Annotated in this window: 17 protein-coding genes; 7 read left to right on the top strand and 10 right to left on the bottom strand. The window is 48.9% G+C overall.

Annotation, left to right across the window (positions count from 1 at the left end; genetic code table 11):
* Window positions 1-247 precede the first annotated feature (247 nt).
* A complete protein-coding gene (locus F1593_RS04985; protein WP_149400448.1) occupies window positions 248-1,651 on the bottom strand; it encodes a glycosyltransferase family 4 protein in 1,404 nt (467 codons plus the stop codon).
* 682 nt (window positions 1,652-2,333) lie between these two features.
* Here F1593_RS04985 and F1593_RS04980 point away from each other — a divergent pair.
* Complete coding sequence (locus F1593_RS04980) at window positions 2,334-3,413, top strand: LLM class flavin-dependent oxidoreductase (RefSeq protein ID WP_149400447.1); 1,080 nt, start codon at window positions 2,334-2,336, stop codon at window positions 3,411-3,413.
* Here F1593_RS04980 and F1593_RS04975 read toward each other — a convergent pair.
* From F1593_RS04975 to F1593_RS04955, 5 genes are all read right to left on the bottom strand, one after another.
* Window positions 3,377-4,588, bottom strand: coding sequence for a M48 family metallopeptidase (locus tag F1593_RS04975; protein ID WP_149400446.1), 1,212 nt, complete (start codon window positions 4,586-4,588; stop codon window positions 3,377-3,379). The two genes, F1593_RS04980 and F1593_RS04975, sit on opposite strands and share 37 nt — an antisense overlap.
* 53 nt (window positions 4,589-4,641) lie before the next feature.
* Window positions 4,642-4,983, bottom strand: coding sequence for a hypothetical protein (locus F1593_RS04970; protein ID WP_149400445.1), 342 nt, complete (start codon window positions 4,981-4,983; stop codon window positions 4,642-4,644).
* Window positions 4,984-5,175: 192 nt separating this feature from the next.
* Window positions 5,176-5,922 (bottom strand): sugar phosphate isomerase/epimerase family protein, encoded by a 747-nt coding sequence (locus F1593_RS04965; protein WP_149400444.1) that lies wholly within the window; start codon window positions 5,920-5,922, stop codon window positions 5,176-5,178.
* Window positions 5,923-6,182: 260 nt separating this feature from the next.
* Window positions 6,183-8,558 (bottom strand): protein kinase domain-containing protein, encoded by a 2,376-nt coding sequence (locus F1593_RS04960; protein ID WP_149400443.1) that lies wholly within the window; start codon window positions 8,556-8,558, stop codon window positions 6,183-6,185.
* A 513-nt stretch (window positions 8,559-9,071) separates the two neighbouring features.
* Complete coding sequence (locus tag F1593_RS04955; RefSeq protein ID WP_172631869.1) at window positions 9,072-9,887, bottom strand: aldose epimerase family protein; 816 nt, start codon at window positions 9,885-9,887, stop codon at window positions 9,072-9,074.
* Window positions 9,888-10,466: 579 nt separating this feature from the next.
* Here F1593_RS04955 and minC point away from each other — a divergent pair.
* The 5 genes from minC to F1593_RS04930 all read left to right on the top strand — a co-directional run bounded on the left by minC (window position 10,467) and on the right by F1593_RS04930 (window position 14,852).
* Entirely contained in the window at window positions 10,467-11,171 is a 705-nt protein-coding gene (minC, locus tag F1593_RS04950; RefSeq protein ID WP_172631868.1) for a septum site-determining protein MinC, read from the top strand.
* Between the two features lie 139 nt (window positions 11,172-11,310).
* A complete protein-coding gene (gene minD, locus F1593_RS04945) occupies window positions 11,311-12,150 on the top strand; it encodes a septum site-determining protein MinD (protein ID WP_149400440.1) in 840 nt (279 codons plus the stop codon).
* A 12-nt stretch (window positions 12,151-12,162) separates the two neighbouring features.
* A complete protein-coding gene (minE, locus tag F1593_RS04940) occupies window positions 12,163-12,510 on the top strand; it encodes a cell division topological specificity factor MinE (protein WP_149400439.1) in 348 nt (115 codons plus the stop codon).
* Window positions 12,511-13,026: 516 nt separating this feature from the next.
* A complete protein-coding gene (locus tag F1593_RS04935; protein WP_149400438.1) occupies window positions 13,027-13,797 on the top strand; it encodes a hypothetical protein in 771 nt (256 codons plus the stop codon).
* Window positions 13,798-13,910: 113 nt separating this feature from the next.
* Window positions 13,911-14,852 carry a VOC family protein gene (locus F1593_RS04930; protein ID WP_149400437.1) on the top strand — a complete coding sequence of 314 codons (942 nt, stop codon included), beginning with the start codon at window positions 13,911-13,913 and terminating at the stop codon, window positions 14,850-14,852.
* A gap of 132 nt (window positions 14,853-14,984) precedes the next feature.
* On the opposite strand, the gene F1593_RS04925 is transcribed toward F1593_RS04930, so the two are convergent.
* The 3 genes from F1593_RS04925 to aroE form a co-directional block, all read right to left on the bottom strand.
* The gene (locus tag F1593_RS04925) at window positions 14,985-15,899 is read right to left on the bottom strand and encodes a fumarylacetoacetate hydrolase family protein (RefSeq protein ID WP_235932490.1); all 915 of its coding nucleotides are present in this window, start codon (window positions 15,897-15,899) and stop codon (window positions 14,985-14,987) included.
* Window positions 15,900-16,281: 382 nt separating this feature from the next.
* Window positions 16,282-16,671, bottom strand: a complete 390-nt coding sequence (locus F1593_RS04920) for an ACT domain-containing protein (RefSeq protein ID WP_235932489.1) — start codon at window positions 16,669-16,671, stop codon at window positions 16,282-16,284.
* A 226-nt stretch (window positions 16,672-16,897) separates the two neighbouring features.
* A complete protein-coding gene (gene aroE / locus F1593_RS04915) occupies window positions 16,898-17,779 on the bottom strand; it encodes a shikimate dehydrogenase (RefSeq protein ID WP_216368782.1) in 882 nt (293 codons plus the stop codon).
* 456 nt (window positions 17,780-18,235) lie between these two features.
* Here aroE and F1593_RS04910 point away from each other — a divergent pair, with 456 nt between their 5' ends.
* Window positions 18,236-19,075, top strand: a complete 840-nt coding sequence (locus tag F1593_RS04910) for an MBL fold metallo-hydrolase (RefSeq protein WP_172631867.1) — start codon at window positions 18,236-18,238, stop codon at window positions 19,073-19,075.
* Window positions 19,076-19,235: 160 nt separating this feature from the next.
* Here the strand turns inward: F1593_RS04910 and F1593_RS04905 are convergent, their stop codons facing one another.
* Window positions 19,236-20,933 carry an ABC1 kinase family protein gene (locus tag F1593_RS04905; protein WP_149400435.1) on the bottom strand — a complete coding sequence of 566 codons (1,698 nt, stop codon included), beginning with the start codon at window positions 20,931-20,933 and terminating at the stop codon, window positions 19,236-19,238.
* Window positions 20,934-21,218: the final 285 nt, after the last annotated feature.

Genomic DNA, 21,218 nt, shown 5'->3' with positions numbered 1-21,218 from the left:
TGGCATACAGTCCATCTTCAGCGCGTCAAGTAAAGGGGAATACGGTGCTATTCCAAACGTTTTGTCGCCAGTTGGCATATGACGCATATGCAACCGACCTGTGTTTTGGCAATACACACCCACCTCGCCTTTTATTCTTCCTGACAAAGCACAGTGCGGCAGAAGAATAAAAGAGCGAGCAAGCATTCATTTTATAGTGAGATAGTGAATGCCTGGAAAATGTAGTGCTATACCAGACAATACTGTTTTACTTGGTACTCGTGGCCTTCATTGTGACGCCCACCTCTTGCGCAATATCGGCGCGTACAGGAGCGTCAGCCACCACATCAATGGAACTAGAAGGCAAGACGATATTTTGTTTGCGTGCGAGAAATTCTAGTTTCCCAACCATATTTTCGATAACGCGGTCCCACAAAAACTGGCGGGCGGTATACTGGCTGGCAATACGCATACGCTTCTGTTCTTCAGGATGGCGGCGCAGATAGAGCAGATAGCCCACAATCTCATCTGGATCATCGGTTTCGGTCACAATCGCATTTTCGAAGGAGACCGCATAATCCTCACCGGTGGAACCCGTGACGGCAATACCTTCAGCCGCCATCACTTCGAGCGCGACCAGACCAAATGGCTCATGTCCGCTATTCGCCAGGGTTGCGTCGGCAGCGGCGTATGTTGTGCGCACAAACTCTTCGGGCAAAAAGAAACGCAGATTATAAATATCTGCAGGTCCTGCGTTTTCGATCGCATCCAGACATTGCTCAAGATTTGGGCGCTGTGCCACCACATCCTGAATCTTCAAACCACGCCGATACGCATGTCCGAAGACATCAGCGCCATGGGGTTCAATGCCACCGCGTACAAAGAGCGTGACAGGATGGCCTGCGTCCTTCAAACGTGCCGCAGCCTCAATAGCCATAATCCAGCGTTTATCTGGATCGAAGCGTCCGATCTTAAACAGGAACAAACGATTTGGATTACCCTGGCGTGCGATACTACGCAGGCGTTGGACAGCATCCGCATCCACTGGATTGAGATGACGTGTTGGAATGCCATTTGGAATCACCAGAGGATTAACTCCCAGTTCCCACATCTTATGTTTCATGTACTTGCTTACTGTACAAAGGGTGGTCACAAAATTCAAACGTTCCCAATTGATGCGGTTAAGGGACATCAAACTGTTCAGATTCCACAGTAACAACGTCTTCTGACGCACGCCAAACCAGTTCAATAGATCAGATGTACGGCACATCACCTCTGCTGTATGCCAATCTTCCCCTAGAATTACCACCGTCTTGCCTTCTGCTACCGCAGGCTGCACAATCTCATGGTAGATATGATAAGGAACGCTCTCATTATAATCGTAGAGCTTCTGTTCCTCGCCGTCATAGACGCCATTTGGATAATATTTACTCACCCATTGTGACCAGCGTTTGAGGATCAGGCGCCCTTCGACGCGGTGCTCAACAGCGGGTTTATAGGGGTCGCCGATATAAATAAGGTGTGTCGTGTATCCCTGTGTTGCGAGCGCTTCACTAAGTTCGGAAACGCGAGTGCCCAGACCACCCGCTGTAGAGTAGACATCAGGCCCCTCAAAACAGAGCAGGACAAATAGTGTATTCGCCGGGGAAATTGCTCCGTCCAATTTCATCATGATCAGTCATCCTCATTCTTTATTAGTAATTCTTGAGAAGGGAAACATAGACACTTTTGTTGAACATGTAGGCCAGCAGAACGCAATGTCTGGAACACTGAGCTATGTGTTGGCAGGATGTGCAGATCCCAACTGGGAAATCACCACCGCTGCGATGCCTGTCCGTTGTTCGTTACTATCGGTACTGTGTCTACTATCTGTTTGCCAGATAGACATTAAATGCTTCTACTTGCAGTATAGCACGTTGTCCATAACCAACTGTTTTCTACAAGCCAGTATAGCATATAGTTTTTCTTTAAGCCTCATCAATAGCGTTGATTTCCAGACATTTTAAGTGTCAATTTACTTTTTATTGTGTAGCTTGTGATGGCGCTAATGAGCTACATCGCTGTCTCTATTCCCGTCTCGTACTGCTTTTATATATGGATTTCTATCTATTCAGATAGAACCATTTGTAGACTAACGTAGCTGGCAATTACTAGCCTGGCTACTATCCATAGTTGATTGCTCGCTTAATTTCTCCTTAAAGAGTATATCTCCAGAGTCATCATTTATGCCAGTCTCTGATAGGATAGGTGCAACTTTCTTCCCTTCAAACAGGTTTAATGAATAGGTTATAATAAACAACGATATATGTGTTTTATATGTAAATGGAGACAATAAAAAAGGACGGACGCTGCATATGACGATGACTGGTGATACAGGCAATGATGCCGAACAGAAATCCTTCACCCGGGAGGTCCGTGTTGGTCTGGTCGCGGATGCGCCGAACTTTCCTGCGGCCTGGGATCTGGTGCTGGAAAAGGTACGCCTGGCGGATGAGCTGGGTTTTGATGCGGTCTGGCTCGGGGAATCCTGGGGTTATGAGTTGTTTACGTCAATGTCTGATCTGGTGCGAGCTACAAAACGCATTAAGATTGGCGCGGGTATCGCAAATATCTATTCGCGTACGCCTGCATTGCTTGCCAGTACGGTAGCCACGCTGGATGAACGTTCCGGTGGACGCATCCAATTGGGTCTGGGTCCTTCGGCGGCGCAGGTGATTGAGCATTGGCATGGCGTTCCTTTTGAGAAGCCGCTGCAGCGGACACGCGAGTATATCGATATCATTCGTATGATCCTGCGTGGCGATAAATTGCTGTATCAGGGAGAATTTTTTCAACTGGAACGCGGCTTCAAATTGCGCTTTAAACCGCTTCGTGCTGATCTACCCATTTATGTGGCGGCCATGGGACCGAAAAATATCCAGCAGACGGGCGCGATTGCCGATGGCGTGTTGCCGGTCTACTGGCCCGCGACGAAATGGGATGCACTGCGTTCACAATTAGATGCTGGTTTGCAGAGTGCCAACCGTCCTCCCCATAGTGCTGTGATTGCTCCCTATATCACTACCGTGATCCTATCCGAGGATGCCAGTCCTGAAGTGATACGTGCCGCTGAGCTACAGGCAGCCTCACCCCTGGCCTATTACATCGGAAAGATGGGCGTGTACTATGCGCAGATGTTGACGCGCAACGGCTATGGCGAGGATGTGCAGGCGGTACTGCATGGTTGGGAGCAGGGCATGAAAACAGCTCTTGCGTCAGTCAGTCCCCGTTTGCTAGAGGATACGGCGATTATCGGAACGGCTCAGGAGTGTGCGGCTAAAATCAAACGCTGGGTCGCTGCGGGCGTTGATGAACCATTGCTCACCATGCCCGCAGGCTCACTGGATGAAACGGCGGCTCAGTTATCCGCGCTCAAAGAGGCGCTGGAAGGATAATCTAACGGTGTATGTTGCTGACGGGCCGCAAACTCGTCGGCATGCAGAAGACGTTTTTTGATGGATGGATGGGAGTGGAAGAGAAACTCTATCAGCGGCGCTGGCTCAATCTCGGCCAGATTCTGGTTGGCCAGCCGCCGCATGGCACTCTTAAAATCTTCTATCTTGCCCGTGGATTGTAAGGCATATTCGTCTGCTTGATATTCAATGATACGGGTATAGCCATTGCTGAGTGGCATGATGATAAAGCTGAAAAGACCAAGGAGCGCAAAGAAGAAGGGCAGGATCGCCGGATCAGTCAGGGCACGATAATATTGCTGTTGATCAACCGCCCAATGGAGCACAAGATTCACAAGATAGAGTCCTATCAGCATGATGATGCTCTGACTGACGATTAACTTCCAGATATCATGATGGACATGGTGTCCCAACTCATGAGCCAGTACCACCTCAATCTCATCCACGGTAAAACGGTCTGTCATCGTATCACCTAATACAATGCGACGCGTATTGCCTAATCCCATCAGGGCGGCATTAGTGCCAGTCGTCTTATTACTCATTTTCATCGAGTAGACACCGCGTACTCTGGTATGAGCCCGCTCCACCAGGGCCAACAGGCGTTGTGTTAACTCGCCTTCCGGTAGGGGAGTGAATTTATAGAAAATGGGATAGAGTAGGATCGGGGCAAGATTTGCCATCACCACGGAAAAGAAGAGGATCAGCAAGGCGGTCCACAGCCACCACCATTGCGGTTGAAAGGCCAGCAAGGCGAAGATGAGCGAGATAAAGACAGCTTCCAGAATCAGATTCAAGAGCAGGCTAATTCCCAGATCGCGATACCAGACCTTCAGATTTTGGACTGCAATGCCGTAGCGATGTGGCAGCACAAAACCTGTATAGTAGGAAAGTGGGAAAGTAATAATTTCATAGAGCAAAAAGGCCAGGATACTGTAAGCGACGATTTGCCAGGGAAACCAGCCAGCGTGCGGTTGCCAGTTTAGAAAAGGCAGCGTCTTTGCAGCGGCCTGGAGTATGTTGCGGAACCAGACATCCAGACGAGCACCCAGCACAATCAAGATCATCAGCACTCCGATACCCATGTTGATATAGGAGAAGCGGCGGCTCACGCGTGCATACTCGCGGGCCTTTTGTTGTCGTTCGACATCGATTTCCATGCCGTTGTTTCCTCGCGCCAGCGGCGCTTTCAATGCTATGAAGATAGTTTGCGCTAATAAATGACCAGGGAAAAGCCATGCTTAAGCGTGACTGCACGTTTGGTTTTGGCGGCGCGCCAGGCTGTTTTACTCATCCCAACACGTTTACGGAGATCGTTCAGTTGTTCTTCTGAAAAATGTTCTGAGGCGGCCAGTACGACACGACGTAACTCGGTACGGATAGCATTGATGCGAGCTTCCAGTTCTGCCAGGCGATAGGCATCGTGGGGTAGGCCCTGGATAGCCAGTCTGGCGAGATCGGCCCATTGACTGGCAGGTGTATGCATCGCTTCAACACGTGCTTTGATAAAGGCCGTGACTTCATCAAACTCAGGCACAGATGTCAGATCAGTCATGCTAAGCTCTCCTCCTCATGGGTGTAGACATATCTGAATCAGCGTGACATCCCTATCGCACCAATCATCCCTATAAGTCAGCCGTAGCCTGTAAGTATGGCGCTCTTCTCGCTCGATAAGGGAGAGGATAAGGCAACATAATACGTATAGAAAATGTTACCTTATCCCTGTTCCCTGATCTGATAGGGATTGTTAGGTTAAGCTGCGATGCAAATTCTGCAATGAAATACGAGCACTCTCCAGCGATGGAATGGTTGGCTGATCGTTCTCGACAATATACGCAGTCGCACCGGCGGCCTGTCCAGCCTCAATGTAACCAGCAATATCGAGCGTACCCTCACCCACCTCTGTAAAGGTCCGTTCAGGTGTCATATCTTTAAGATGGATTGTCGCGATCCGTCCGCGATATTTATGTAGAAATGCGATAGGATCAATACCAGCAAATGCTGCCCAATAGGTATCCAACTCAAATTTGACCAGTGCAGGATCGGTAGCCGCAACCAGACGATCCAGTAAGGTCTCTTCACCAATCTTTTCAAACTCAAAATCATGATTATGATAGGCCAGAGTTAAACCCTGAGCCTGACAAAGTCGTCCATATTCATTGAGTTGTTCCGCGAACTTTTTAAATGAATCTGGCTGTCGTAGAATCTCTTTATTGAGATGTGGAACAATCACATAAGGGCTACCGATTTCCTGGCAATAGGCGATTTCGTGCTTTACGTCTTTTTCGAGTGCGACCAGACTTACGTGGCTACCGACCGTATGTAATTTATACTCAGCCAGCACACTTGCAAGTTCCTGAGCTGTAAAATTGCCATACCCTGCGAACTCGACTCCCTTATAACCAATCTCTGCTACAGCACGCAGCGTCCCTTTAAAATCTTTCGCAGTTTCATCTCGTACAGTATATAACTGTAGTGCTACAGTGTCAGTCATGAGAACTCCTACCCATTTAGAATAGATGGTTTGAGGCTACTTCATTGCCCAAACATATCCTAAGTATATCATCTTTGGCATGGAGGATGGCTACACGTAACTGGCGCAGGTAGTGTTTACCTTTAGTGAACGCCAGCGTATGCCTTTTTCTGTTGCTGCTGATAAACGCACTCTCTCGCCGTATCGGATTGAACACTCTGAATGTCCTGGTTTTTGAGGAACATAACACCTGAGCCCTCTTTCCTGATCGCGCTCAAGTATCATGAAGATGGAGCACTGGTTGCTGGTAGTGACAGTTCCCAGAAATCCCGTGTGGGGTTGCCTGGATTGTCTGCTCCGCGTGCCATGTAGGCATGGCCTTGCCCATCGCAGGCAATCGCTCCGAGCACTGATCCCCCAGCAGGAAAAGGATTAAGGGATTGAATGTGCAGGGTGGATAGATCGGTAAGCCAGGCGGTGTCCTTACCGGCATGACGGGATTGCTCATAACCGCCGACGATGACTAGCTTTGTGGGTGTGATCAGACAGCCAGAAGCGCCACTGATTGTTTGCGGTAGATGCTGCGCCAGCGTTGACCAGTGGTTAGTAGCAATGTCATAGCGATAAATGGCCGCGCTTTGTCGTTTTTGTCCGGCGTCCGCAGAACCGCCAAAGAGCAAGATATGTCCCTGCTCATCATTGGAAAGTACGACGTAGCCAAGCCTGCGAGGGAGATCTGCCAGGCGTTGCCAGCGATTGGTGGCGATGTCATAGCGATACCAGTCGCTTCCCGCATACGTATCTGGCTTGCCCGCGTGTAGAAAGCCCTGCGTTAGATAGAGATGTCCCTGCTGATCAGCGAAAAGCGCACCCGCGAAACCGAGCCGAAATGGCGCAGGAGGTACAATTTTTGTGAGTTGCTCTGTAGCTGGTTGATAGCTGTAGAGTAACGAGGGCAGATTATAGCTATCGGATGAATAGCCAGCATTAAAAAAGAGAGTTTGCTTTTCTGTAACCACGACCGTATCATTGACCATGCCCGGAAATTGATTGCCAGCCACTGTCTCCCAGCGCGTCGCGGCGATATCATAGCGATAGAGATGATGATCATAGGAACGATGTCCACTTCCTCCTCGATAGCCACCATTCATATAGATATAGGCGCGTCCCTGGATCTCTACATAGACGCTGGCATGATCCGCTTCTGCCTCAGGCAACGAATTCAATTTGAGCCAGCTATTGGCGGGTGGTGCGTTTGAGGATGCGCTGGCTGTTCTGGTAAGGGACTCGGATGTAAGATGATTGCGTTCGCGCTGGCTCTCTGGTTGAATAACACGTGCATTGATGAGTAATGACGCCATCACAATAAAGAGCGTTAGAGCCAGAATAAAGCTTATTTGAATAAAGCGGTGAAATAGATATGCAGGTCGTGGGGTGGGATTGTTCACAGATGCAGACGGCATTTCTGGTGAATATAGCGAGAGTTGTGATAATGACATACTGGACCGCCTTTGCAGATTAGCATCAAAGGAGGCCAGTTGTTGTTCTATTTGTTCTTGCTCCATGCGTTCAAGGCGTATGCGCTGCAATGACTCACGTGCCAGATGACGTTGCTCCAGATCCAGAACACTGGGATGTTCCTCGGTAGGATTATTGGCGAACATGATAGCCCGGGGTGCTGTCTGATGTACTCTGGCTTGTGTATGAGCTTCATTGAGCAGCAAACGTTGATAACTGAGACGTTCTTCAATTCGATAGGCCCGTTCAAGTGCCAGAAAAAAGGTATGCGCGGATTGAAAGCGCTCTTCTTTTTCTGCCTGGGTGGCAAGATTGAGTATTCCTCTGAGCATGATGGATGAGGATGGATGGATGGCTGGTCCAGCCTCTTGCTGAAGCGGCTCATGGATCATTTCCCGCACCAGAACACCCAGACTATATAAATCCGTGCGTATATCTACCTGTCCCCCGGCCTCTTCAGGTGCTGTATAGGGGGAGCTTTCAGCACAGAGCTCTGGAGGAAGCTCCTTGCCATCCAGATGGTGAGCACAGCCAAAATCGATCAAGAGAATCGAGCTACTAGGTGTCACCATCACTGTGTCTGGCTGTAATGCACCAAAGATTACTGCTGGCTGCTGACGGTGCAGATAGTCAAGCACATCACAGATCTGGATGGCATAGCCCAGGGCTGTATGTGGAGAAAGATAGCCATATTGTTGCATTTGATGACGCAAGGTTGTGCCTGGAATATAGTTGATGACTAGATACCAGTAGCCATCTTCCGAAAAATAATCGTAGAGGGTTGGTAAGACTGGATGTTGCAGGCGTACCAATAAGAGGGCTTCCCGTAAGAATCGATCTGTGTAAGCGCCACCGCTGGAAGGAAATACTGTGTCTTGCGTCTGTTTATGGGAGGTACGTCGGGTCATATCGCCGCCATGCAGCATATAGTCGAGTTCTGCAACCACACTTTCCGGTAATGGTTGATCGGCCCGAATCTGCTTGAGCATCAGTGAGAGCGACAGGGTCGTATGGGTTGCCAGATAGATAGTGTGGGCTGGCCCCTGCGCAAATAGCTGTTTCACCTGATATTCACCATCATGTAATATCCGCCCGACAAATTGTCCATGTGGTGCTGCTTGATGTTCTGATGGTATCATCGTAGTCCAACCCCTCCTCACCTATTTCCCAGACCCCGCTACACTTGTGTCGTATCATAGTTTTATAGTAGCGAAAGGCACGTTCTTCGTCAAGCAATGCCAGGATAACGGTACGTCTGCGCTATACTAGTATAATACTATTCTGTGCGCAATAGTATGCGTCTATATATGACAGCCCTGTAGCAGCCATCCTTGACGTGCAATACTGCTCAAAGAACGAAAATGATGATGGAGAAGTGTAGGTGCGTGCCGAGGTCGCAACTGAGGTGCGCTTTCCCGTTCACGTACCACCATCCCGCTCCCAACGCTCTATGACGTCTCCTGGCATGGAGGTTACGGTACGGATGGGCCTACGGGCGAGCAGATCGTACGATGAAGAGGAAAGCGCACCTCGGCTGCGGCCCTGGCACAGCCTCTACGTTTTTGTTCATGATTCTCGTTCTTCGATTATGAGCATCTCGCCCATAGCATGAAGATGCGGTCTCCATACTATGGGCAGGTTCGAAAGGGGCTTTAAAATGGTTTGGCGCTTAAGCGCAGAATGATCTGATGGCTACTATGGGCGGGAATGTTCAGGCGGTCGGCGGGCCGATTGAGTCCATCTTCGCTGGTGACGACTGGCTCAAAGCAGACAAAATTGTGATCATCTGCAATGGCTGGTTCGCTCCAGACCTGCATAGTTGCCAGCGAATACTGCCCTTCCCATGGTTCTTCCGCAATGGTCAATACGCCGCCCTGTGGGATCTGTAGCGTCACCCGATGGGGAAAGGAATATGGATTATTGGGTGGCTGACTGTCCCATTGAATTGCTTTAGGATCTACTTCTGGTAATCCCTCAACTGTGATATCCGCTTTATCCTGTTGCGCGACCGTAAAATAGGGATGAAAGCCAGGGGCAATCGGCAGTGTAACATCGTTAGGATTCTCGATGGTCAGGGTATAGGCCAGTGTTCCGTCGCCAGCCTCGATGTGTGCGGTAAACACAAACTCATAAGGATAATGCGGACGTGTCTGTTCATTGCTGGTGAGCTGAAGCGTAATGCTGGCTTGATCCTGTTGCAGGATAGACCAGGGAAGATCGCGACCGAAGCCGTGAGAGGATAAGGTTGTTCCTTTTTCCTGAAATATCCCACCTTTGAGTTGTGAAAAGTTCGGAATCATCAATGGCATGCCCCAGCGCTTTAAATTACCGGTGACGGCACGATACAACACGGGCCAGTTCTCAACCTGAAAATGAGAAACCAGATTGCCATCTGGCCGTACGCCAATAGTTGTCTTTCCATGCGTAAGCACGATTTCGCCCTGCATAGGAAATTGTGTTGAAGTCATACTACGAGTCTCCACTATGAAAACATCGCCAGTCAAATGTATAGAATAATAATTGGCTGGCAACGTAAATACGAAACGGTTACTACGCTGGCATTGTACGCACATCCAGAGATAACCGCAAGTCATCCATGTTCGAAGTCAGAGCTTCCCCAATCAGCAGCCGAGGATGCAAGAAGACAGCAGTCCCCATCTTCCTTCTTCTCCCCCTCCACCGCAGGTGGCCAGGCAGTTTCTCAGCATGGTAGATGGCTATCGCTATATAAATCAAGAGACTTTCTCTAGAATTTTTAGATCTTTGTATTCCTGTAATTGTTTATTATTCCCGTTATGAAAAGTTCTGGTTATTGTGGAGTAGGACCTATTGTGTTTTGAAGGTCATGTGTTTATACTGTATGATATTAGGTACTTATCTATGCACACATATGTACAACATTCATCGTTATTACTGTATCAAGAGATACGTCCAGCTTCCGGGAATATATGGGGACAAAAGGTATGGGAAATAATTCGGGTAAAGAAGCGTCGACGGCACGGTCATATATAGATACAGACGGACTGCATAGGGAGGAGCATCAGTCTGTGACAGGACACATTGCTATTAAAGGGACTCGCAACGGATTACTGCTCACATTAGAACCAGAAACTGCCTTTAGTGAATTATTGACGGCATTAGCTGACCGTCTGGCGGAATCGCCTTCTTTTTTTCGTGGAGCCTCGCTGACGGTGGATACGACGCGTCGTTCATTGTTAAACAATGAGCGCGGACAACTCGAAGACTTGCTGACACAGTATCATATGTCTGTCACGTCAGTTGAGTCCGCGCTTGAGAAGCGTCGTGTGGCTAAAACTATCAACCTGGCGTTGCCAGAGAGCGTTATGGTAGAGAGCGGCTCACCGGCTAACGAAAACGGGCCAGCACAGCGAGATGTCAGAGATTCAGAAGATACGCTCTTTCTGCGTCGCACCATTCGGTCGGGGCAGGCCATCCACCACAAGAGCAATATTGTGGTGCTCGGTGATGTCAATCCTGGCGCCGAAATTGTCGCCGGTGGGGATATTATCGTCTGGGGTGTCTTACGGGGTATGGTCCATGCGGGATATCCAGATAATGATAATGCCATGGTCTGTTCGTTACAATTAGCACCCGTCCAGTTGCGCATTGCACATTTACTCTCTCGTCCTCCCGAAGGTTTTGAAGCGCAACCCCGTCCCGAAGTTGCTACCATTCGCCAGGGTCAAATTATTGTTGAGACCTGGGTGAGTGGGCGATCACCCCGCAAATAACGAGCGTTCCTGCATTGGTAAACTTGGATAATGCAGATCTATTACGACGAAACGTTCGTGATATACTGGAAGACTGTATGGATCAGGAACAGAATGTTCTCCTACAGCAGCCTGAAAAAATCTTCAGAGGGAGTATAGCATGGATAGCCGGGTAATCACCATTACGTCAGGAAAGGGTGGTGTGGGAAAGACGACAACAACCGCCAACCTTGGCACAGCGCTGGCAATGCAGGGTAAGAAGGTCGTGGTTCTAGATGGGGATATTGGTTTGCGCAATCTTGATGCCGTGCTGGGGTTAGAGAATCGGATCGTTTATGATCTGGTTGATGTCGTTGAAGGACAATGCCGCTTGCGCCAGGCGCTTATTAAGGATAAACGTCAGCCAGAGCTTTATTTGTTACCAGCAGCTCAGACACGAGATAAAAATGCCGTCAATAGTATACAAATGGAGCAGCTTTGTCAACAGCTACGGCAGGAATTCGATTTTGTGTTGATCGATTCACCGGCTGGTATTGAGCAAGGATTCCGCAATGCCATTGTGGGAGCGAATGAAATTGTGATTGTGGCTAATCCAGAAATGGCTTCGGTGCGTGATGCGGATCGCATTATAGGATTGGTTGAAGCTGCTGGCAAGCCGGAACCACGTTTGATCCTTAATCGTCTCCGTCCCGAAATGGTCAAGCGTGGTGATATGATGGATGTCACGGATGTGTTGGAGGTACTGGGAATCGAGTTGCTGGGCGTGATTCCTGAAGATGAAGCCATTATCGTCGCCACCAATCGTGGCGAGCCCGCTGTCTATGATCGGCGCACGCGCTCGGGGCGCGGATTTATGCATGCATCTCAACGAATCCTGGGTGAAAATATACCGCTCGAAGATGTTGTAGAATCTACCTCCCTGCTCGAACGATTACGCCGCTTGATGGGATTTGGCTCTGCATTGAATGAGAAGCCGCCTGTGCGCTCTCAAACTTCCTAAGAGGGGGCTCTAATGGGTGTTTTTGAATTTATGGCCGGAAAGAAAAAACCAACTCCTGGCGAGGTTGCCAAGGAGCGTTTGAAGGTCGTACTGGCACATGATCGTTTGAAACTGAATCCAGAATTGCTTGAAATTATTCGAGAAGAAATTCTTTCGGTTGTCTCGCGTCGTCTTGCCATTGATGAAAATCAAGTCCAGGTGAATCTGTCACATGAAGGTGGCGCTGAAAAGCTGCTGGCTAATATGCCTATTCGACGCGAGAAGGTGACCTTTGAATGGGACCCACCTGCGTATACCCCGAATAACAACGTAATCCATGGGACTGTACACGTTGACGACAGCATTGATGATCTGGGATAACCGTTTTGTACTGCAATAGCTACGTGGAAGCAGCTCTCTATGGGATGCTCCACGTCTTGCTCTCTCCGCTAGCTATCCTCTGTTTTTAGCTGTTCTATTCTTTTGTGGCTTTTTTACTGTTCTGTGTGTTTCATGGCTATTTATGATTTCTTAATGGTATTTTTATACTTTTTGCTTTATTAAATTTGCTATTAGTATATAATAGATACCATATTGTTAAACAGCGTATCTGATTGAGTGCTTTACCGTTGCTTTCTATCTTTTGTTGTGCGTTGTGTGCTATAACATGGGTGATTTCTTTCTTGCGAGTCGCAAAAAGAGAGCGTTTAAAGCGCTGAAATTGTGATCGTGCTAAGGAAGTAGGAACTTCATCCCATACGGAAGCCAGAAAGTGCGGTAAACTGGTATGAACGGGGTATAGTAGAAGTGCACCTACGATTTCTGTTTCTGTGGGTTTGAGGATTGTGGGGGAGAACAGTATTATGCTTCAGTCATTTTTTATCGAGGTATACGGTGGTGAGTAGGGATATTCAAAATCCTAAACAGCTTCGCATGCAACAGGTCCTGCGTAAACAGGTGTTGTCTGGTGCGAGTAAGGCCATCTGGCCGACTGACATGCGCTGTTGTGTCCATACCAATCTGGCGGCACAGCAACGGCGGCTTTTCATTATGAAAAGCTGCAGATGGATCGCAACACTGGGTGTGTGGCGTCTCTATAGTCGGCAACTTTTCGCGCGATATCTATCCTTGCAGCGCATAATACAGGTCAGTTTCGCCCTGTTAATCATCGGGACTGCGTTTGTTCTGGCTACCCTGTATGATGGAGGAATAGTGCTGCATCACTGGTTGACGATCTTGCTTCTTGTGATCCTGGCTGCTTTGATGGCAGTGATCATCAGGCATCTCTGGTCTGATAGTAAGCGTGAGCAGGTTGAGCGGCAGCATATCCTGCAGCCCGGGCCAACCTCATTTGCCGGTATTCCCGTATCGCATCTGGGACAGGTCGCCCGTAGCATCTATATATCTCAGACCGCAACTCGAGCGGTGTCCGCCACGCAGGAGTTAGAGCAATCTTTCGTGCCACAGACGCAGATACCGGCGACATTTCCTTTTCCTGAAACGCCGATGCCTGTTCCCGCAACACCTTTAATACGTGTCCTGGAAACCATTGATTTGTCATCTACTAATATCAAGCATTTTTTGGATACCAAACCTCATGCTTCGTTGACGATTAGCAGGGATATTGTAAAGCGTGAGCGGCGTCAAAACATGATACGTCCTGAATAAGCGCACCTGCTCTATGACCTTCGGGTGATTTGTTGACCTGATTGTGCGAGAGACGTATGATAACAGGCAGGTTTCATGCACATAGCAGCAGATAGGTAATTGAGGAGGCTCCAATGAGCAACCAGCAGATACAGAAGGTCAAGGTTAAGCGCCTGGCACATGTTGGTTTATGGACGACTGATGTGTCGGCGCAAGCACATTTCTACCATCAGGTCCTTGGGTTAGATGCGCGCGCGGCAGTTGGGAATGTGGATGATGATGAGGCTAATATATTCCTGGCCCTGGATGAAGTGTCTCATAGTGTAGGCTTGTTTGAGGATACGCGTCTGGTGGCAACCAATGGACGACGTCCAGTGCAGCGGTCTCCTCTCCACCACTTGTCTTTTGAGGTTGATTCGGATGCCGAGCTAGCTGCTCTGGCGGCTCGCCTCAAAATGGCGGGCATTGATCTCATGCTTGAAGCACGCGATGGCGATCCTGATATGGGGGATACGCTCTGGTTTAATGATCCAGATGGCAATCGCATTGAGATTTCTGCCAGAGCTGATGATCTGCTGATAACACCGCGCGGACGGCGCTCCCTCTGGCATCCTCAGACACTTCAACATATTGCTCTGTATACGCCGCATCTGGAAGCTATGGTCGAGTTTTATACTGAAGCCCTGGGCTTTGATATCTCTGATTGGCTTTTGCGTGAGCGCGCCTGGCTGCGCTGCAACCAGAATCATCATACGATCATGTTTATTCAAGGTCAGGCCGGAATTGATCATCTCGGGTTTGGTATCGCCGATGGACCTGAATTGTTCCATTGGGCTGACCATTTAAGCCAGCATCAGGTACCATTAGTATGGGGACCGGGTCGCCACGGAGCAAGCGGCGATCTCTTCCTGCGCTTTGCTGATCCAGATGGTATTCATGTTGAGCTATCAGCGGGCATCCAACAATATTATGATCATGATGTGACAGCTCCTCCTCGCCTCTGGCATACGCGAGCGACGGCGCTCAACCTCTGGGGTCCCTTGCCTGCCTGGATACGCGAGGGCGTGCAGGTATAGCCAGAGAGCGCGTTCTCTCCTCCCGGTGGCTTATAACGAAAAGACAGACACGACAAAGTATCTAACCGAAAGCGGGCACCATGTATGAATTGCAAAGCATACACGGGCCCGTTTTCGTGCGGTGATTTCGTCTTAGACACCGACAATAGGATTACGCAAGGTGCCAATCTGCTCGATCTCAGATTCCATGATATCGCCCGGTTTGAGGAACTCAGGTGGTTGACGGGTGAAACCGACCCCACTTGGAGTGCCAGTTGCGATGATATCACCAGCCTCCAGGGTCATGCCCTGTGAAAGAACTGCGATCATATCGGGAATCGAGAAAATCATCTGTCGGGTGTTCCCTGACTGCTTGATTGTCCCATTGACGCGCAATTGCAGTGATAAATGATGTGGATCGCTGATCTCATCGGCAGTCACAATCCAGGGTCCAATTGGACAGGAACCATCCAGACTTTTTCCCTTGAAGAACTGTTTATGACGAGATTGTAGATCACGTGCCGTGACATCGTTGAGGATGGTATAGCCGAAGACATGTTGCATGGCGTCAGTCTCATGAATATTTTTCCCGGCCGTGCCGATGATAACACCCAGTTCCACTTCCCAATCCATCTCGCTCGACACAGCGGGATCAATCACAATTTTTCCATTGGGTGCATTAACCGTGGTAGGAGCTTTGGTGAATATAATGGGCTGTGTGGGTGGCTTTCCACCATGTTCGCGATGGGCTGCAGTCTCTTGTGCATGTTCGCTATAGTTGACGGCCAGGCACATAATGTTTTTGCGAGGTTGGGGGATAGGAGCAACCAGAGTAACCTGCTTGAGAGGATAGCTGGCTGCGGCGAGCTTGCCCTGTTCACTGGCTGTCGCAATGTCTTGCAGGGGGAGCTTGATGGTTGCATAGTTTTCGATGATCTGCTGGATTGAAGTTGGCATGGCAAGTGATAGCAGTGCGCCAGCCTGGCCAATGTCAATAACTGTATCGTGTTGTACGAGTCCGGGTCGGATATTTGTATCGGCTTGATTGAAAAAACTAACGAGTTTCACGTGAATATCTCTCCTTTGTGAAAGCGATACATCTATCTTACAATATTCCGGCTCGGTCTTTTTACAAAGTGTTTGATTCCCATCACCAGCGGGATCTTGCTGCTCACCTGCTGACAGGCGCGTGCGCGCCTGCGCCCTTTTTAGTGTGTGGTGCAGGAAAGGTGCTGTGCACCTTTCCTGCACCACACACTAAAAAGATGTTTGAGCACCGCAGGTGCGAAAACTCATGCACAGAGACCGTCGAGAGCATGGGAAACAAACGCTTTGTTAGGGACAGAGGTAAGTTGAGGGTAGAGGCATACATAGTGTGCCTCTACCCTCAACTTACAAAATCTGCCTTGTATGGAAATGTTTGCAATTGAATGCGTTCAGGGAAGTCTGGTTAGCTACGGCGTATCGTATGACCTGCCTTGCTCAGGACTGCAATAGCTGGCTCGAGATCTTGTTCTTTCATCAATAAATAGTCGGTCTGATAGGTAGCGATGCCCATCACGCTAATATTGGCTTCAGCTAATGGAAGTGCCAGCGAGGCATGTACCCCTGAAACAGAAAAATCAAATGGTCCCTCGACTTTAATGCAGCGCCAACCACGTTCCGCTTGTGCGTCTTCCGGTACATTTTCTTCTAAACAAACAACGGAAAGTTCTTCATCGGTACGTGTTAAAGAGATAAACTCATTGCCTAACAAAGCCCAGTGTGGAATGTGTCCGTCGGGATGGAGACGGCAGAAAGCATAACTGCTTGGCAGCACGAACAGTGTCAATAGACGCACGATTCTTCCTTTCTCCTATAGTGCTCGTATACAAGCTATTGGATGAACAAGAAGTACATTGCGTGTAGAACGGTTGCGAACAACTCTGTATGCAACACTCCCGGTGCAGCGATGAAATTCAACACGGCATTAAAAAATAGTGAGCACAAAAGATAGCGGGGATACTTCTTGCGTACCCATTTTATCACATCTGTATGGAGAAATGCCGAAATCTTGTTTGATCAAACTACATTAATGATCTACGCATAATCTCGATTGGAGCGGGTTGGTTCGTCCACAGACTAAAGGATTGCGCGCCCTGATGGAGCAGCATTGAAAGGCCGTTAGCTGTCCGGAAGTTCATCAGGCGTGCCTGACACAGAAGATAGGTCTGTGTCGGATTATAAATCATATCATATACAAAGGTATCAGGATCATAATGGGCTAATATTTTGGCTGGCAACGGGCTGATATCCTCGTGCAGACCCACCGATGTGGCATTGATAATGAGTGATGAGGCGCGTGGGATTAAGAACGAGGGATCATTTAAGCTAAAGACGGGGCGATCATAATGTTGTTGAATATCTGTTGCAAGGTGTTGAGCACGTTCTAGATGGCGATTGAGGATGATAAGTTGCTCAACGCCGGCGTCCACCAGTGCGAATGCGGCAGCGCGGGCCGCGCCACCAGCGCCTAATAAAAGAGCATTATAGCCTCGCAGTGAGATCTTGTTCTGCTCTTTTGTGCCCAATCCCTGCTCATGTAACGCGTGCAGGAGTCCCATGGCATCAGTATTATATCCGTACAAATAATCATCGTGATGGACAATTGTATTGACCGCGCCGATACGGGTCGCCAGCGGATCAATCTTATCGAGCAATGGTAACACAGCCTCTTTATGCGGAATTGTCACATTTGCGCCAAGGCAATCTGGCTCACAGAGCGAGCGAATACGTTCAATGAGTTGTTTCGCCGGTGTGTGCCAGAGTTCGTAGCGAGCCGGAATTCCTAATGCATCAAAGGCTGGCTGTTGAAAACGTGGTGAAAAGGAATGCCCTACCGGATCGCCGATCAGTCCGACACGCAATTGCGGTGAGGGTTGCCTTCCTGTCTGTATCTCAATAGACATTAATACACCAATTTCTATCGTATGTTGAAGGCGATCTTGTATTCGCCCGACTAATATTTCTTCCAAATTATAACAGAAAACATTTCTTTGTAACACAGAAACGGTGGTAGCTTCAGAGCTTTCCATATCTTTTTTATACCGCCTGTGGCAGGGGAGAGAGAAGAGGGATTGGTATTTCCTGGCACTCCTGTAAATTGTTAGCTATTGTAATATACAGGTGTGTGAAGCGTTTTTGTGGATATCTCTCTGCCGTAAAGCAGAGAGGGATAGGCAGAAGGTTTAAGGATGTTGGTGCAGCCCCGGCCCTCGGCGGCGGTGATGTTGTTATGGGATAGCGCCGCTGGATTTGAGATTTTTATGGTCAGACGATCCAATTTTGTCTTGCCAGAAGAATCGGCATAAGTCGTATGAGATTTGATGCAAGAACTCGATTGCTCATTCAGAAGGAGTAAAGATATGTCTGAAAATGGAACAGCTTATACATTCATTCTGGCACCCAATGCCTCGATAATGACTGGCGCAGGCACCAACACGATCGTCCTGGGAGGTGGTGAAGCGGGGGCACTAGTAATTGATCCAGGGGATGAGCAAGAGGAGCATCTGGCTGCGATTATACGCGCCGGCGAGCAACGTGGGGGTATCCGGCATATCCTCATCACGCATGGACATCCTGATCATCTGGGCGGTGCCGAGGAGTTACGACAAAGGCTAGCTGTGCCTATCTCTGCCTTTAGCCGACAGGGAGTCCCTTGCGCTGACAGAGAGATCGCTGATGGCACGATCTTTCCAGCCGGAAATGACCAATTACGCGCCATCCATACGCCCGGCCATCGTTTTGATCATCTCAGCTTCTGGCTTGAGCAACGCCACATCCTCTTTGCTGGTGACCTGCTTGCTGGCAGTGGCACTGTCGTCATCATACCGCCCGAAGGAGACATGCTGGACTATCTTGACTCGCTGCGGCGCTTCCAGCAATTACCCATCAAAGAAATCGTCCCCGCGCACGGCCCCATCATCACTGATCCTCAGCAGCGCCTGCGGACCTATATCGAACACCGTCAGCAACGTGAGCAACAAATCATCGCCGTCCTACAGGCACATCCCCAGGGAGATGATCTTTCCTCAATTGTGCAGCAAATCTACACCGATATCGATCCTCGCTTGCATGTTATGGCTGCACAATCTGTCAAAGCCCATCTCCTCAAACTAGCACGCGAAGGCAAAGCTCATAGTCCAGATGATGAACATTGGACAATTGTGCCAGATCCCCATGGCCTTCGTGATCTTCGCGTATGAGTTTTTGCACCTGAGGTGCTTAAAAATGTTTTTAGTATGTCTTGCAGAAAAAATTCCACAGAACTTTTTTCTGCAAGACATACTAAAAACGGTTGCAGGCTCGTGTGCGTCAGCTTACAAGCGAGCCCCAGTTTCCAGATGTTATGGGGAGACGTGTCTTTTAGCGTCTGAGAAGCGCTCCGAGGGCGGTTATACCAGCCAATCCCAGGCAGAACCAGCCAGGACCGGCGAGATGGATATTGGAAAGATAGATACCCCCTCCCATTGAGGCCAGGAACATCAAGACCAGCGAGGTACGGCCATTACCACCAATCGTAATTGGCACTCCTCCACTGCCACCATTTCGCCCACGGCGACCTCTCATTTGTGGAAGGTTTGCAAGTTTGACTTCCATTTGTCCCGCATCGATACGTGTGATCAGACTTTCTACTGAGCGTGGTAAGCTCAAAAGAACTTTCCCATTCTCAAGTAATTTCGTAGTTAACTCCTGGATTGTTTCGCGGGTTGAATTGGTATCCATGCCCAGGAAGTTACGGGCATAAGGAATCGCAACCTCAATGAAATTGAAATCAGGGGCCAGCCCGGTCGCGACGCCAACCAGGGTGCCAATCGCGCGGCCAGTAAAGGCAAATTGGGCTGGAATCTGGAAGGGTTGTCCATAGAGCAGATTCACAATATCTCGCGTCACCTCACCCATCTCAAGATTGCGCATTTGTCCCAGCGTTACCCCATGATATTGTTCCAGAATCAGCACAATTGCCTTCTCAATTGAGACAGCATTGGCCCCCGCACCAATAAAGCCTAATTGCGTGAGCGCAACAACAATCGCATGAGCGTCGCGTGTGATAAAGCCCAGGAAGATATCGCGCATGGAACGTTTCATGCCCCTGGTGATTGAGCCAACCATACCAAAGTCCAGAAAGGTCACAATAGGATTATCAGGGCTTGAATCTTTTTTCACGAAGATGTTCCCTGGATGAGGGTCTGCATGGAAAAAGCCAGCTTCAAAGAATTGATAAAAATAGGCACTGACAGTGCGATTGGCAATCTCTAAACGGTTCATATGGGCGGCATCAAGCGCCGCGTAATCATTTAATTTGATACCATCAATCCACTCCAGAATCAGTACACGGCGGGTAATATAATCCTCATAGACTTTGGGGATATAGACAGCATGGTTATCTTTAAACATCTCCTGAAAGCGTTTTGCGTTGGTTGCCTCGGTAACAAAATCCGTCTCTTCGATTACCGTACGGCGGAATTCGCGATAGAATCCCCACATATCGATGAAATCGGAGTGAAAAAATTTCGTAATAACCCAGATGACAAATCTCAAACTATTTAAGTCCATTCGCACAAGCTGATCAATATTTGGTCGCTGAACTTTGACCGCGACGGTATCTCCGGTGGTAGCCAGCACTGCTTTATGCACCTGTCCCAGTGAAGCTGCCGCCGTGCAGTCAGTCTCAATGCTCGTAAAAAGCTCCATAATGGGCTTTTTATATTCTTGTTCAAGCACGCTCACCACGTGCTCAAAAGGCTCTGCTGGCACCTCATCTTGCAAGGAGGTCAACACTGCCAGGGCACGTTCAGGCAGCAGATCGGCACGCGTACTGAGGAATTGACCGAGTTTGATCATCAATACGCCCAGCTTGATTGCTGTCTGACGGAATGCTACTAATACTTCAATCAATACATCAACATTTGGTTGAACCTCGTAATTACCTTGTTCGCGGGCTCGGACAACTCGACGTCGCTCGCGATAAATTACCCAGAGCGTCCATAGGAGCAGCCGGATCACTCGGAATGAGCGCATGAATTGCGAAAATCTATTGATTCGGGTTCTTTTGGTATGCATCAATGAGCCTCTTTCGCCCTTTTTTTTGTACTATAACAGGCCTGATAGAAAGCATGTTATAAAAACATGACACTGCTATTATTTTTATTGTTCTCTTAATTCATACGCTTGAGTATGGGCCGAGGATAGAACTCTCGGACTTTTAGTAGGAGCCACCCTTTAGAACTTATCCGAAAACGTGGAAGGAGATGATAGAATCAAGAACAAGGAAAGGAACACGAATCCCCCAAGCAAAGGAGAAACCAAGATGGCCCGAACCAAACCGTGGGAAGTCAGTGACCAATT

This window comes from Dictyobacter arantiisoli, assembly GCF_008326305.1.
Classification (GTDB): Bacteria; Chloroflexota; Ktedonobacteria; order Ktedonobacterales; family Ktedonobacteraceae; genus Dictyobacter; species Dictyobacter arantiisoli.
Note: the sequence above shows the minus strand (reverse complement) of the source record. Positions and strands in the feature narration are given on the sequence as shown.

What these genes read in the sequence shown, in the direction of transcription:
- F1593_RS04970 (WP_149400445.1), bottom strand. Translation starts at nt 4,983, where the DNA reads ATGACTGATCTGACATCTGTGCCTGAGTTTGATGAAGTCACGGCCTTT.
- F1593_RS04910 (WP_172631867.1), top strand. Translation starts at nt 18,236, where the DNA reads ATGTCTGAAAATGGAACAGCTTATACATTCATTCTGGCACCCAATGCC.
- minE (WP_149400439.1), top strand. Translation starts at nt 12,163, where the DNA reads ATGGGTGTTTTTGAATTTATGGCCGGAAAGAAAAAACCAACTCCTGGC.
- F1593_RS04905 (WP_149400435.1), bottom strand. Translation starts at nt 20,933, where the DNA reads ATGCATACCAAAAGAACCCGAATCAATAGATTTTCGCAATTCATGCGC.
- F1593_RS04960 (WP_149400443.1), bottom strand. Translation starts at nt 8,558, where the DNA reads ATGATACCATCAGAACATCAAGCAGCACCACATGGACAATTTGTCGGG.
- aroE (WP_216368782.1), bottom strand. Translation starts at nt 17,779, where the DNA reads ATGTCTATTGAGATACAGACAGGAAGGCAACCCTCACCGCAATTGCGT.
- F1593_RS04985 (WP_149400448.1), bottom strand. Translation starts at nt 1,651, where the DNA reads ATGATGAAATTGGACGGAGCAATTTCCCCGGCGAATACACTATTTGTC.
- F1593_RS04980 (WP_149400447.1), top strand. Translation starts at nt 2,334, where the DNA reads ATGACGATGACTGGTGATACAGGCAATGATGCCGAACAGAAATCCTTC.
- F1593_RS04930 (WP_149400437.1), top strand. Translation starts at nt 13,911, where the DNA reads ATGAGCAACCAGCAGATACAGAAGGTCAAGGTTAAGCGCCTGGCACAT.
- F1593_RS04955 (WP_172631869.1), bottom strand. Translation starts at nt 9,887, where the DNA reads ATGACTTCAACACAATTTCCTATGCAGGGCGAAATCGTGCTTACGCAT.
- F1593_RS04965 (WP_149400444.1), bottom strand. Translation starts at nt 5,922, where the DNA reads ATGACTGACACTGTAGCACTACAGTTATATACTGTACGAGATGAAACT.
- minD (WP_149400440.1), top strand. Translation starts at nt 11,311, where the DNA reads ATGGATAGCCGGGTAATCACCATTACGTCAGGAAAGGGTGGTGTGGGA.
- F1593_RS04975 (WP_149400446.1), bottom strand. Translation starts at nt 4,588, where the DNA reads ATGGAAATCGATGTCGAACGACAACAAAAGGCCCGCGAGTATGCACGC.